The organism is Actinosynnema sp. NPDC053489 (assembly GCF_044544865.1).
In the GTDB taxonomy this organism is placed as follows: domain Bacteria; phylum Actinomycetota; class Actinomycetes; order Mycobacteriales; family Pseudonocardiaceae; genus Actinosynnema.
Window position 1 is genome coordinate 70106 of the sequence record NZ_JBITXT010000005.1, and the last position, 13670, is coordinate 83775.

General features: G+C 70.4%; 10 protein-coding genes. 4 read left to right on the forward strand and 6 right to left on the reverse strand.

Annotated features, from left to right (window positions below; all coding sequences use genetic code 11):
* Window position 1: 1 nt before the first annotated feature.
* Window positions 2–565, reverse strand: a complete 564-nt coding sequence (locus ACIGNX_RS12690) for a hypothetical protein (protein WP_396539343.1) — start codon at window positions 563–565, stop codon at window positions 2–4.
* 420 nt (window positions 566–985) lie between these two features.
* Window positions 986–1645, reverse strand: a complete 660-nt coding sequence (locus tag ACIGNX_RS12695; protein WP_396539345.1) for a winged helix-turn-helix transcriptional regulator — start codon at window positions 1643–1645, stop codon at window positions 986–988.
* A 1245-nt stretch (window positions 1646–2890) separates the two neighbouring features.
* Here ACIGNX_RS12695 and ACIGNX_RS12700 point away from each other — a divergent pair.
* Window positions 2891–3664 (forward strand): helix-turn-helix domain-containing protein, encoded by a 774-nt coding sequence (locus ACIGNX_RS12700; RefSeq protein ID WP_396540122.1) that lies wholly within the window; start codon window positions 2891–2893, stop codon window positions 3662–3664.
* A 420-nt stretch (window positions 3665–4084) separates the two neighbouring features.
* On the opposite strand, the gene ACIGNX_RS12705 is transcribed toward ACIGNX_RS12700, so the two are convergent.
* From ACIGNX_RS12705 to ACIGNX_RS12715, 3 genes are read right to left on the reverse strand one after another with little or no spacing between them, the layout of a single operon-like run.
* Window positions 4085–5098 carry an enediyne biosynthesis protein gene (locus ACIGNX_RS12705; RefSeq protein WP_396539346.1) on the reverse strand — a complete coding sequence of 338 codons (1014 nt, stop codon included), beginning with the start codon at window positions 5096–5098 and terminating at the stop codon, window positions 4085–4087.
* Window positions 5099–5103: 5 nt separating this feature from the next.
* Window positions 5104–7053, reverse strand: coding sequence for a CRTAC1 family protein (locus tag ACIGNX_RS12710; protein WP_396539347.1), 1950 nt, complete (start codon window positions 7051–7053; stop codon window positions 5104–5106).
* Window positions 7050–7424 (reverse strand): hypothetical protein, encoded by a 375-nt coding sequence (locus ACIGNX_RS12715; RefSeq protein WP_396539349.1) that lies wholly within the window; start codon window positions 7422–7424, stop codon window positions 7050–7052. Before ACIGNX_RS12715 ends, ACIGNX_RS12710 begins: the two co-directional genes overlap by 4 nt.
* A gap of 795 nt (window positions 7425–8219) precedes the next feature.
* Here ACIGNX_RS12715 and ACIGNX_RS12720 point away from each other — a divergent pair.
* On the forward strand, window positions 8220–8888 hold the full coding sequence (locus ACIGNX_RS12720; RefSeq protein ID WP_396539350.1) for a DUF899 domain-containing protein: 669 nt from the start codon (window positions 8220–8222) through the stop codon (window positions 8886–8888).
* Between the two features lie 500 nt (window positions 8889–9388).
* On the opposite strand, the gene ACIGNX_RS12725 is transcribed toward ACIGNX_RS12720, so the two are convergent.
* Window positions 9389–10075: a TetR/AcrR family transcriptional regulator gene (locus ACIGNX_RS12725; RefSeq protein WP_396539352.1), complete on the reverse strand. Its 687-nt coding sequence runs from the start codon at window positions 10073–10075 to the stop codon at window positions 9389–9391.
* A 1624-nt stretch (window positions 10076–11699) separates the two neighbouring features.
* Between ACIGNX_RS12725 and ACIGNX_RS12730 the strand changes: the two genes are divergently transcribed.
* Complete coding sequence (locus ACIGNX_RS12730) at window positions 11700–12446, forward strand: helix-turn-helix domain-containing protein (RefSeq protein ID WP_396539354.1); 747 nt, start codon at window positions 11700–11702, stop codon at window positions 12444–12446.
* A 400-nt stretch (window positions 12447–12846) separates the two neighbouring features.
* Window positions 12847–13614 carry a helix-turn-helix transcriptional regulator gene (locus ACIGNX_RS12735; RefSeq protein WP_396539356.1) on the forward strand — a complete coding sequence of 256 codons (768 nt, stop codon included), beginning with the start codon at window positions 12847–12849 and terminating at the stop codon, window positions 13612–13614.
* Window positions 13615–13670: the final 56 nt, after the last annotated feature.

The following is a 13670-nucleotide window of genomic DNA, read 5'->3' on the forward strand; positions in this document are numbered from 1 at the left end:
GTCAGGCCGCCGCGCCGACCGGCAGCGCGCACGAGCACTGCATCTGCGCGCGCTCCTCCCGCGACGGCCGCATGTGCAGCACCATCGCGACGACCATCGGGATGAACACCACCGTGTTGTAGAACAGGTGCAGCTCCACCCGCGGGACGAGCAGCTGGATGATGCTCGTCGGCGCCGGCCTGCCCAGCAGGTTCGTCCCGGTCGAGGCCTGGATGATCAGCAGCAGGTGCTCGATGTGGTGCCAGAACTGCAGGCCCAGCGCGAGCGTCCACCACTTCTTCGAGCGGCCGACGAACCCCTTGCGCAGCGCGAAGAGGAACACGAGCATGACCAGCGCGTAGCCGTAGTGCATGACCTCGGACGTGACCAGCCACGGGAACCACAGGCCGAGCACGCCCTTGGCCTTGGGCACGGGCCAGCCGAGCGCGTAGATCTGGATGGCCTGGGCGATGTGCTCGGCCCAGTGGCCCAGCACGATCGCCGTGAAGACGTAAAGCGCCGCCCGGTGGCGCGTGGTGTTGAGCGGCCCGCCCACGGAATGGGTGTGGACCTGAGTGTCGACCATGGAATCCTCCTGCTGGGCCGGCCTCGATCGGGTCGATTCCCCGTGACCAGCGACGATATCTGGTTTCAAGCGGCGCAAGAACGCTTCGGTGCGGAAACGCAATCATGGAGAAGTCCACTGGTCCACGCGTCGGTACGGTGGTCGTCCTCCAGGAACCGCGCGAACCCGCGCGTCGACTGTATAGCGTTCCTATGGGGTCTTCCTCTTCCGGCTTGCGGTGGTGCGTTCACAACGCGCGGCGCCGCGTCATCGGGAAAAAGAGCAACCTGGAAGAAGCGAATGCGGTCCCGGTGTGCTGGGAACCGCGACGATTTGTCCGGATCCTGACTTTCCGGGTCGCGCGGGGTGGAATGACAACGATTTCGACCACAGCGGGGTCCCGTATACGTGAGGGACGCTCACCGTGCTGGGGTCGGCGCCCTACGCGGCCGGGCCCGGGGAGGGGAACGAGGCCAGGAACCGCATCGCCACGGCCCGGTCGCCCGACACCGCCAGGCTCCCGGCCGCGACGGCCTCCGCCGGCGTGCGCCGACCGCACACCACGTCCTTGAGCGTCACGGTGTCCGTGCGGATCACCGCGTCGGGCCGGTCGACCGGCTCGCGCGCCAACCGCAGGCCCTCGGGCGTCGTGGTGGCGCGGAACCCGTCGTCGCCCACGCTCACCAGCACGTCGGCGACGAGCCCGTCGGCCAGCGCGGGGTCGTAGAGCGAGCGCAGCGCGAGCATCATCGAGTCGACGCTGATCGGGCCGTCGCCGCGCTCACCCGGCGCCTGCGCCCCCCACCTGCCCAGGGCGGCCACGACGTGCTCCAGCTGCCGGCCCCACGGCGTCAGCTCGTACACCCACGAGGCGGCGGGCGGCGGGAGCCGGCGGCGGACCAGGACGCCCGACTCGTCCAGCTCGCGCAGGCGCTGCGACAGCACGTTGGGGCTCGCGCCGGGCAGCCCGGTGCGCAGGTCGGTGAACCGCTTGGGCCCGAACAGCAGCTCGCGCACGACCAGCAGCGCCCACCGCTCGCCGACGAGGTCGAGCGCGTACGCCGTCGAGCACCCGTCGTCGTACCTGCGCCTGGTCGCCACGGCCGAGCAGTCTAGTCCGCCCGGTACGGGAGTCACACCGGTTGGTTGCTTTTTAGGACCAACATCGATAGGTTGTGGGGTCCACGACGTCCGACGCGGACCGAGGTGCGGGGGGTGCCGGTGACCGCGAGCCGCCAGGCCGTGCCGCCACCCGCCGCGGGCGGCGGACTCCGTGCCCGTGCCGCGCCCCGACTCCACGGCGGGACCCCCAGCCCGCCGGAGCGGAGCGCGCCGGCGGTCCGCGCGTCCTACCGGGACTGAGCGACCGCCTCCCCGCGCGGGTGGGCTGGTACCGGCCCATCCGCGCGGCCCGTGGGCGACCGGTCGCGTTCTCGCGCGGGCACCCCCGCGCGTCCCGCCACATCGGCACGCCTTGCCACGCCTGCACTTCCGGTCCCGTGCGCCCGCCTCGTCGCACCCGCACGACCGGTCACGGGAGCACCTCCCGCCACACCCGTGCGTGCCGCCACGTGCGCACGTCCGGCCACATCGCACGTCGAGCCGCACCACGTCCCGCCGCTGCCGCACGTCTTGTCACGCCCGGGCGTGCGCCGCTGTGCGGTCCACAACGGACGGTGCGTCCGGTTCCGCGCGCCACCGCCCGTGCCGGGTGCCCCCGCCCTGCCGCTCCACGGGGTGGCGCGGACCTTGCGGCCGTCTGGGGTGGTCTCACCCGCCCCGTCCGGGCGCGCGTCAGCGCCGCCCATTGTTCGCGCGAATGACCGGGGCGGTTCGGGCACCGGGGGAGGGGCGCCCGGAATGGCCGTCGTCGGTGCGAGCCGGCGTCGGTCCAGTGTCCGCCCGGCGCCCCGGGCGGCGCATCTCCGAGATTGCCGTGAACCGGCCGAAAACGGACCGGGGGCGACCGCCGACCCCCGACCACCTGCGCCGACCCCGCCCGGGAGGTCGGGTCGCCGGCATCACCCGAAAGGCGCATCAATATCTTCGGCTCATGACCGAATATGTGTTCCATGGTCGCCGGAAATAAGGTCGAGGAACGTTCACAAGATCATCGGAACGGGGCGGGTCACGATCACGAGTCGTGCTCGTCAACGCCGTCTGCGCTCCTTGCGCAGGTTGTTGCGCCCCTGGTAGCTTTCAAAAATCGGGGGTACTGGGGTTACCGGGGGGTTTCACTGAGGGCCGCGGCGCGGCGTTGCGCCGGATCAACACCGCTCGAAGGGTCGATCGTCGGGTCGGGACGACGGGATTCAGCTTTCATTACATCTGCGAATGGGGGTCGTAGTGGAGGACGTAATAGAACGAGCGGTTGGCCGTGTCATCGACTTCATGCACGAAAATCTGGGTGAGCAGTTCACGATCGATGACATGGCCCGTACCGCCATGTACAGCAAGTTCCACTTCTCCCGGGCATTCCAGCGGGTCACCGGTGTCTCGCCCGGTCGCTTCCTCGCCGCGATCCGGCTGCAGGAGGCCAAACGGCTGCTCGTGTGCACCACGTTGGCGGTCACCGACATCAGCCATCGGGTGGGCTACACGAGCGTGGGGACGTTCAGCTCGAGGTTCCGCAACAGCGTCGGCGTCTCCCCGACGACCTATCGCCAACTGGGCGGACTGACCCCGCCGATCCCCATGGCGCGACGCAGTTCCGACGCCCGCACGTCCACCGTGCAGGGCGAGGTCCACGCACCTCTGGGGGGTGCGCCGGGAATCATCTTCCTGGGCCTGTTCCCGGACCGGATCCCGCAGGGCAAGCCGGTCCGCTGCACCATGCTCCACCGGCCGGGACCGTACGTGCTCACCAACGTGCCGCCCGGCACCTGGCACCTGCTGGCCCACTCCGTGGCACTGGGGCGGGAGTCGGTGCTCGGCGGGATGCCGTTCGGCCAGGACCAGGCGCTCAACGTGGCGTCGCACGGTCCGGTGCCCGTGCGGGCGGGGGCCCAGGTCAAGGACGTCGACCTGAGCCTGCGCCCGATCGGCACGCTTGACCCGCCCGTCCTGCTCGCCCTGCCCTACATCCGCACCGTGGCGCTGGACGCCGGCGCGGCGAGCTGACACCGGCGACAACACCCGGAAGACCCGCCGTCCCGGCCGGACGGCGGGTCTTCCGCTGTGCGGGGAAAACAATCCCGGCTCATTGTCCGGTGGCGTTCGAATACCGCTTCGGCCGTCGTGACCGTCCCCGCCCGGGCACGCGAACGGCCCAACCCCGCTTCGGCACACCGTACTCACCCACAGGCGCGCCACGAACCCCGGCGGTCACCGAGCGCGACGGGATCGTGTGACGTGGCGGAACGGACCCGCGGCCGGGAGCCTCCCGACGCCGGATGCGAAGCGGCGCAACGCTTCCCGGTACGCCCGTCCGGCATGCGGCCCTCCGGCTGCCATCACCCGAACAGGCCGGCAGCCCGCCACCACCTGGGTGACGGGCTGCCGGCCGATCTCACCTTGCGCGTCGGTGCGCGCGGACCGCGATCAGGTCGGGACGACCGCGGTGTGCTTGGGCGCGCCGTTCAGGGCCGGGTCCGCGACCGGCGGTTCCACCGGCAGGGCCTTCTCCGCCGCCAGCCGCTTCAGCCGCTCCTGCTCGACCCGGTTCTTCTCGATGAAGTGCAGCGCCCAGTGGAAGCCGCCGCGGATCGCGCAGACGATCGCCGTGGCGAAGAACAGGCCGTAGGCGATGCTCATGCCCATCAGGACGCCGTACACCGCCGCCACGCCCGCGCCGAACGCGATCTGCGCCCCCGGCTTGGAGGGCGAGGTGCCCGGGTCGGTCACCATGTAGTTGGTGTAGAGCACGAACGCGATGCCCGTCATCATGCCCAGGCCCGCGGGGATCGACACGTCCAGCACCATGCCGCGGATGATCGCCTGGAGGGCGAAGCCGACGAGCCAGCCCATGATCAGCCACAGCCGACCGGTGAGCATGCCGTTCAGCATCGTGCCCGCCGTCAGGATGATGCCCGGGATCAGCAGGTCCCAGAACGTCCCGACGTGCTCGCTGAAGTGGTACGGCGGTGCGACCGACGCCCACGGGAACACCAGCAGGACGACCGCGATGCCGAAGTTGGACGGGTTCATGTAGTGCCGCAGGCGGCCCTTCACCGGGGCCCGCAGGACCCACTTCGCGCCGACCGCCACGACCACACCGAAGATCATCACCCAGATCTGGTCGTTGACGTAGGTCAGCATGTTCACCGCCAGTGCGGTGATGTGCGAGGGGTAGAGGAACTCCACCAGGCCCTTCAGCCCGTTGCCCTGGTAGCGGGGCGCCCGACCCTCGATCCGCGAGCCGATCCGCTCCAGGCCGAGCTCGACGGTGTAGGCGGTGGCCAGGGCGATGAACGGCCACAGCCACGCCTGCTCGAACCCGAGGATCGTGTAGCCGAAGATGTTGAAGACGCTGATGGAGATCGCGAAGTTCCTGAGTGCCTTGGTGACCTTGGGGTCATGCCGCGGCGGGCTGGGCGCCGTCGTGGTCTCGGCCATGTCCGTCACTTCTCCTTGGCCTGGTCGCCGAGCTGGACGTCGTGCCAACCCGGGTTCAGTGTCATGTCCTGCTCGTGGATCTCGCCGCCGCGGTCGCGCCACTTGATGTGCGCCTGCACGGGTCCGTCCTCCGAGCCGAGTCCGAAGTGGACCTCGTGGCTCCGCTTGCCGGAGTGGCCGCTGCCACCGTCGACGCGGCCGATCTGCTTCTTGCCCGACGCCGAGGTGATCGTGACCTGCGCGCCGATCACCGGCGAGCCCGCGCCGCGGAAGGAGCCCTCGGACGGCTTGTCGTCGTAGGTCAGGCGCAGGCCGAGGAAGTTGTTGCCCGCGCCGCTGTTGTTGCGGTACAGCACGGGGTCCGACCACTGGCGGGACAGCGCCATGTCGAGCTTGCCGTCACCGTCGATGTCGCCGGTGGCGATGCCGCGGGTCGGGATCTGGGCGGCCATGCCCAGGTCGCCGGACAGGTCGCTGTAGAAGTTCTTCTGGTTCTTGGCGAAGAAGTGGAAGTGCTGGTTGCCGCCCACGTCGTCGCCGGGACCCACGATCGGCCACCACATCGGGTTGTCCAGCAGGGAGTCGTTCGCCGTGGCCAGCTCCTGGAGCTGGGGCCAGCGGTTGACGTCGCCCTTGACGAACCCGGTCGCCTGGAGGACCTCCGGGTCGGCGTTGTTGTCGAGGTCGGAGATCTTCACGTCCCAGCCCCAACCGGACCAGGCCAGCTGCAGCGGCGCGCTCTTGTCCTCCCAGATCGCGTCACCGTCCTCCAGCGCCGAGGTGACCCGGTTCATGTTGGTCTCCTGGCTCAGGAAGGCGAAGTGCGACTCCTCGATGCCGAACGACGTCGTGATGTTGCTGACGTACATGTCGTACACCTGGTCGCCGTTCAGGTCGCCGAAGTCGACGCCCATGCCCTTGAACGAGTCGATGCCGACGTTCTTGGACTTCGGCTCCATCGGGCCGCGCGAGCCCTCGACGAGCTTGAACTTCAGGTGGCCGGGCGTGGACTCGTTGAACAGCAGGCGGTCCGGGCCGAAGTCGTTGCCGACGTACAGCTCGGGCAGCATGTCGCCGTTGACGTCGTTGGAGCTGGACGCCAGCGCCCAACCCCGCGAGACCTCCAGCGGGAACGGGTCCGACATCTCCCACTTGGGCGTGCCGTTCGAGGTGCCCTTCGAGAGGAAGATGTAGTCCTCGCCACCGTTGAAACCGGCCGACATGGAGTGGTTCATCCACACGCCGCTGTTCTTGGACGGGTCCAGGACCGGGCCGTGCGGGAAGTAGTTGCCGATGAAGACGTCGTCGTGGCCGTCGCCGTCGAAGTCCGCGACGGTCGCGGAGTTGGAGTTCCACTGCGGGCCGTCGTAGGTGCCGGACGACTTGCCGGGCACCAGCTCGGTGGCCTGGTAGGCGGCGGCGGACATGCCCGTGGCGTCGGCCTTGGCCAGGTGCAGGATCGGCGTGCGACCCCACATGTAGACCAGCAGGTCGATCCTGCCGTCCTCGTTGTAGTCACCGGGCACGCAGCCCATCGGGGCCATCACGTCGTTCATGGGCAGCGAGCCCGGGGACAGCGCGAACGGCTCGTAGCGCGGCTTCTTGCCCGACTCCGGCGCCGGCGAGATGATCACCTGGTCGATGCGCACGTCGACGAAGCAGAGGTCGTTGGACAGCCCGTCGCCGTCGAGGTCGTTCAACGCGACCGCCGAGCCGACCGAGGAGATCCAGGCGTTGATGTGCTGGTAGCGCTGGTTCACCTGGCGAATGGTCTGCTGGGTGTAGCCGCCCGGCAGGGCGATCGACTCCGGCGTGAAACCGAATTGAGCCGCGACTTCCTGCCTCTGCTCGGCCGACACCGACGGCAGTCGGGCCACCAAGAACGTGGCCGCGACGAGCACGAGTGCCATGACGCCCGGTAGTTGCCTGCGCAGCCAACTGGCTGTGGAGGTCACAAGCTGACTCCTTCCTGGTGGACGAATTCCTCGGCGATGCGTCGCCGCCACGTCCGCGAGCGCGGGGCGGCCTCACCCGGTGACCCGGCCGGCGCCGCACCGGTGTGCGGCGCCCGGCCCGGGCGCGCCGGGACCTTCCCGATCGTGTCGGCGACGCGCTGGGCGTCGGACCTGCCGACGAACCACGTGGCACGGCCGATGTCCTGGTGGTCCGGGACGAGGCGGAGCTGCTCCGGTCGTCCCCGTCCGTGCCACGGCATGCGGGCCATCGCCCACCCGATGCCGTCGTGCTGCGTTGTGCCGTGACGCGCGGTCCGGTCCTCGTTCGGGAACCGGGCCGCCCGCCCGCCGCGACCGGTGACGAATGCCATTCCGGCGGGTTCGGGCGCGATCGCAAAGGCGGGTGTGCGGTGGAACCGCCGCCGTGCGATCTCCGGTAATTTGCGCCGTGAGGCGCGAACTGCGCTCAAGCTCTCGTCCCCCCAAGCTCGGGTGACCGTCACCGGACAAGCGAACGTTGAAAAGACTTGCAGAGGCTTCGTGAGCGCTGCTACTTCAGGCTTGCTCACCGGACGGAGCCGTGCACGAGCATTTGCAGGTGCGGTCGAGGGATCATCGACAGGTGTGGTGAACCCGTGTCGGATGAGGTGTCCTTGCAGCTCAGAGGGGGTGTGACCGCCTTTTGCGGTGATGGCGTCGCACTTCGCCCACCTTGGTGGTTGTATTTAGCTACCGACTTACCGGTGACGGCCTCGGGTGCGGTGCGGTCGCACTCGTCGTATTTACCCGGGGCTCGCCTAGGAGGTCGTCGGTCGCACTCGCGACGATCGAATGCGCGTGCCGCGAGGATCGGAGCATTGTCCGCGACCGAGTCGGCCGGACGATTCTTCCGGCTTGCTTCAGATGAGCAAGAATCCGGATGCGCGAGGTGCGGCCGGCCCCCATGCTGGACGACCCCGCCGCCCGTTCGGCGGCGGTGCCAAGTCGTCAATCTGGAAGAAGTCCCGCCGGCGGGAGCCTGCCTAGCCTGGTGGGGGATGGTTCCCGGGCCGGAACCGGGTGGCACCACTCGTCATCCGCCGTGTCGGGTCTCGGTGGAGTCGTTCCCCCGACAGTCCTGAGGAGATCTGATGACCCAGCCGAAAGTTGTCTCCCGAGCAGAGTGGTTGGAGGCTCGCAAGGCCCTCCTGGAGAAGGAGAAGGAAGTCACGCGCGCCCGCGACATGATCGCGGAGGAGCGCCGCAAGCTGCCGATGGTCAAGGTGGAGAAGGAGTACACCTTCGAGGGGCCCAACGGCAGCAGGCTGTCGCTGCTGGACCTGTTCGAGGGGCGCCGCCAGCTCATCGTCCGGCACTACATGTTCAGCCCGGGCGCGAAGGAGGGCTGCATCGGCTGCTCCATGCAGGCCGACAGCGTCGGCGAGCTGGCGCACATGTGGGCGCGCGACACGACGTTCGTCATGATCTCCCGCGCGCCGGTGGCCGACTTCGAGCCGTTCAAGCAGCGCATGGGCTGGAACATCCCCTGGTACTCATCGTACGGCAGCGACTTCAACTACGACTACGAGGTCTCGACCGAGCAGGGCGAGTCGCCGGGCGTCAGCGCGTTCTACCGCGAGGGCGACGACGTCTTCTTCACCTACTCGATCTTCGACCGCGGCGGGGACATCTTCAAGAGCTTCTACAACTACCTGGACATCACCCACCTGGGTCGGCAGGAGGACCAGCTCGAGCACCCGTGGGACTGGTGGCGGTTCAAGGACACCTACGACGCCGAGGACTCGCACGGTCCCGGCGACAACTGGTGGAACGGCACGCGCTACCAGAAGGCGTAGCCACCGTTCCGATCGACCTCTCGCGAGCGCGGGAGCACCGGCCACGGCCCGTGCCCCGCGCTCGTCCCGTGCGTGGGGCGGGTCGCGCCGGGGAGTCGTGCCGGGAGTCGTGCCGGGGGAGGGGGATCGGCCGGTCCGGGACGTGCGTTCGCCCGGGCGGAACCCCGCTCCGCGCCGAGGCCAACGACGCTGCCGCACCCGGGCCGTCCCGCCGCGCTGCGGCATGCCGTTGCCACGCGGTGGGCTGATCTGCGGGGGAGGGCGGTGGGCGGACCGGCGGTGGGCGGACCGGCGGTGGGCGGACCGGCGGGGGAGGGCGGTGGTCAGGGCCCGGTGGTCAGGGCCCGGTGGATGAAGGGCGGGTGGTGAGGGCTCGGCGGGTGAGGGATCAATGGTGAGGGACCGGTGGGTCAGGGACCGGTGGGTCAGGGACCGGTGGGTCAGGGGCCGGTGGGTCAGGGGCCGGTGGGTGAGAGCCCGGTGGGTGAGTGCCGGGTGGGTCAGGGTCGGGTGGCGACCGCCGGCTCCGGGTCCGCCTCGACCTCGGTCGGCCGACGCCTCTTCGAGGCCGCCATCGACGCCGCCACCGCGGTCGGCGAGTCGCCGACGCCCAGCATCAGGCTGTTGAGGATCGTGTCGTAGCAGCGGTCGGCGTCGACCGGGTCGATCAGGTAGCCGCCCAGCTCCAGGTTGACCAGGCCGTGCGTCGCGATCCACATCTCGTGCGCGATGAGGATCGGGTCGTCGCGGCGGAACCGGCCCTCCTCGATGCAGCGCGTGGCGCAGTCGACCACCGTCAGCAGCGTGTACCGACCGTACTGGCGGTCCTCCTCGGTGAGCGAGAAGCCGGCGAGCGACTGCCCGCCGAACATGACCGCGTACAGGTGGGAGTTCGCCTTCGCGTTCTGCCGGTAGGCGTAGCCCAGCACGGCCATGTCGGCCACCGGGTCGTCGGTCCTGCGCACCTGGGCGAACTGGCGCTCCAGCCGGGCGAAGCCCTCGTGCACCATCTCCCGCACCAGGCCGCTCATGCTGCCGAAGTGGGTGTAGACGGCCATCGTCGACGTGCCGGCCTCGGCGGCGATCTTCCGGGTCGACAGGGCCTCCGCGCCGTGTTCGGCCAGGAGCCTCGCGGCGATGTCGACGAGCGCGGCACGGGTCTCGGGATCCAGCTTTCGTGGACTCACCTTGACAGTGTTGCACAACGCCGTTATTCTTTGTGTAACGTTGTTATGCTACGTTGCGGCATTCGTGTGACATTTCCGCCCCATCGGGGTCGTTGGTCGCCCTGTCGCGCCTTTTCGCCGTTTCCGGATCCGCCTCCAGGTCGCCTGGGACGCCACCGCGGCCGTCGGCCGGGGGCGGGGTCCCCGCACGCGTTCCCGCCGACCTCCTTCGCGCTCAGGCGCGCCTGCGGCCCGGCCGCGCGGTCCTTCGCCGGCTGCCCGGTCGTCGCCGTCGACTTCGTGCGCCCGGCCCGGGGTCGTGATCGCCGGACGTTCGGCATGCCGAACCTCTCGGGCAGGAAGCCTTGCAACACCGAAGGGAGCGCAACCGACCGTCCACATCGGACCCGTGATGGGTGGTGGGGCGGGACAGCGGTTGGGGGGTGCCGCTGCCCCGCCCGTGGTGGAGCGGACGACTCGGTTCGCCGGCTTCTCCTCCACCACCGCGGGCGCCACCGGGGACCGGTCTGGGGTGCCGGTCGGCGGGTGGGCCTGGGTCCGCCGGTCGCCCTGGCGGCCGCGGGGGAGTGCCGCGCCGACTGCGAGGGGACCGGGACTGTAAGGGAACCATCCCTAGCATTGCCCGGCCAACACTAATGCAGGCGGATCGATGCAGCAAGGGTTCGTTGCGGATAGGGGGCTTCACCGGTGAACGGGGGAATTCCACGCCGATCGGCTCGGTATTGCCGGGTGTAATCGCCGTCGGCGCTGATCGGCCGGTCGGGTGTCGCGGGCGCGGCGTGGGCGGTGCGGATCGTCGTCGCTGCGGGAGTCCGATGCGGGTTTCTTCGGGGTTTCCGGCGGGGCCGGTCAGGGCATTGGTGCGGCCGGTGGGGTGATCCTGGAACACGTCGGGTGGAATTGCCGGGAATTGGCCACGGTCCGTCATTCCCGGCCCAGGGGGAATCGGCGACACGGGTGATCCGGCGGAACCGATCGGTTCCCGAAATGGTTGCCCCGCGTGTTGCATTACAGTGTTACGCATAGCGATGGTCGTCCCGCCTGGTGGCTCGTTCCGCCGTGATCGCCGGTCGGGTGTGTAGCTGGCCGTCCCAGTGGGTACGGAGATCCCCGGCGGCGGCTTCACCCCCTGCGACCTGCGCGCTCCGCTCGGGCGCCCGTCGGGGTCGGCCCCCGGCCGGCCGTCGCCGTGCTCCCGGTGGAGCTCGGGGCGCCGCCGCGGGAGCCGTGGTCCGCCGATCGCGCTGAGTGACCGGCGTTGGGCCACCTCGGCGGTCGGGTGCCGCCGCGCTGCGCTGTGCGGTCGTACCGGTTACCCGCAACGGTTCAGGGCCGTCTCGGAGATTGCGGTACTGGTTCCCGGGTAATTACGAGCGGCTCGCCGCCCTGCTAGCGTTCCTCGCGGTGCGGCGTTATGGGGGCTCCGCACAAAGGCCATCTGGGGTGGTGGAGATCGGCACCAGAGCAGGAACCGCCGTATTCACGAAAATGCGATCGGGTAGTTTCGCGCCGCACCGCTGCGGCTCTCTCCAGGACTCCGACCTGCGGGTTCGTCCTCCGTCCGGCAGCGGTGGCGTCGTACCGCGATCCGTCCGAGCGCTATTCAGGCCGAAAGGGAAACACCGTGCATGACGCTGTCCAGCGTGCCATCAAGCTGATGCGCACCAACTACTACGAACCACTCACGTTGCGCGATGTCGCGGGCGCCGCGCTGGTCAGCCCGTTCCACTTCTCCCGGCTGTTCCACGCGGCCGTCGGCGTGCCGCCCGGTCGGTACCTCACGGCGGTCCGATTATTCGAGGCGAAACGCTTGCTGCTGACCACGTGGATGAACGTCGCGGACATCGTCGCCACGATCGGGTACAGCAGCGTCGGAACGTTCACCACCAGGTTCACCCGCGCGGTCGGCCTCTCGCCGACGCAGTACCGCAACCCCCGGGTCAGCGGGCTGCTGGCGGCCGTCGCGCTGCCCGACTTCGACAACCCGCTGGAAACCGGCGCGCCCGTGTTCGACGCGATGCCCGCGCCCCGGTTCGGCGGCAGCGGCTCGGTCGTCGGCACGCTGGAGGTCCCGGCGCTGCCCGAGGCCTCCGTGGTCACGGTGGGGCTCATCGACGACCTGATCCCGTGCAGCGCCCCGGCGCCCAGCGCGCTCTTCGAGGGCCCGCTCGACCACGAGCTCCTCGTCGGCGCCACGGCCACCCGCTGCGTCGCGGTCGCCCTGCGCGGCGGCGAACCGCGCGCCGGGCTGGGGCTCGCCGCCGGGTCGAGCCACGCCATCCCGGTCGGCGCGGGCGAGCACCTGCGGGTGAGCGTCCGGATGCGCGACCGCGCCCAGGCGCCCGTCGCGGTCGGCACGGGCCGGCGCTAGGTCCCGTCCGCACCGCAAGCGTGGAGTAGTGCGGCCCGCGGCCCGCGGCGCACGCTCGGACGAACCGCCACCGCGGCGGCCGGACGTCGAAGGGGGAACCGCCGTGGACGGCACGCACCGGTCGGCGCGGGGGGAGGCGGTCCGGGTCGGCCCCGCCGTGCCGCACGGGCAGCCGGCGGGCCCGGTGCTCCGCGGTGCGCCGGTGGCGGTGGCGGTCGGCAGCCGGCACCGGCGGAGCGGTCCGGTCGACGGCGACCTGCCCGCCCACCCCGGTGCGGTGCCGGGCGCGCGGACGGGTCCCGCGGGTTGGGGTGGCTCTGACGGCCGGTCGACGCCTGCGGTGGCGTCGCCGGGAACCGGGGGTCGTGACCGCTTCGACGAGTGGAATGGAGGGACTGTTGTGCAGACCGCGGTAGAACGGGCGATCAACACGATGTGGAGCCGGTACCACGAGCCGCTCTCACTGGCCGACATGGCGGACACCGCGATATTGAGCAAGTTCTACTTCTCGCGGGTCTTCCGGACGCTGACCGGCACCTCGCCGGGCCGGTTCCTCACCGCCATCCGGCTCACCAAGGCCAAGCAGCTGCTGCTGGAGACGTCGTTGAGCGTCACCGAGATCTCCTACATGGTGGGCTACAACAGCCTCGGCACCTTCACCAGCCGCTTCACCCGCAGCGTCGGCGTGCCGCCCGCGCGGTACCGCGCGCTGTCGCACGGCGGCGTGCTGTCGCCGTCGTCGTTCTCCGGTCCCGCGCGGGGCGCGCAGGCCGGTTCGGTGTCCGGGTGGGTCGGCGTGCCGGAGACCGGGACGCCGGTGCGCGTCTACGTGGGCGCGTTCAAGGACCCGATCGCGCAGGGCATGCCGGTCGCGTGCGACATCCGCGACGGCGCGGGGCCGTACCGGTTGGAGGCCATGCCCGAGGGGCAGTTCCACCTGCGGGCCGCCGTGGTCGCGGTCGACGACCTGGACCCCAACCCGTCGAAGCGGCGGCCGCTGTTCGTCGGCGGCGCCGAGGCGGTCACGGTCCGGTCGGGCGCCGCCGCGGAGGCGGACCTGGAGACCAGGTCGGTGTGCACCTTGGACCTGCCGATCCTGCTGGCGCTGCCCGAGCTGGACACCCGCCGGTCGGCCGGCGTCGAGCTGGCCCTGCCGTCTCCCCGCTGAGTGGCGCCGAGCCCCGGGGTGCGCCGCACCGCGGGGCCGTGCGGCGTCCGGACAGG

What these genes read in the sequence shown, in the direction of transcription:
- ACIGNX_RS12705 (WP_396539346.1), bottom strand. Translation starts at nt 5,098, where the DNA reads ATGGCCGAGACCACGACGGCGCCCAGCCCGCCGCGGCATGACCCCAAG.
- ACIGNX_RS12690 (WP_396539343.1), bottom strand. Translation starts at nt 565, where the DNA reads ATGGTCGACACTCAGGTCCACACCCATTCCGTGGGCGGGCCGCTCAAC.
- ACIGNX_RS12715 (WP_396539349.1), bottom strand. Translation starts at nt 7,424, where the DNA reads ATGGCATTCGTCACCGGTCGCGGCGGGCGGGCGGCCCGGTTCCCGAAC.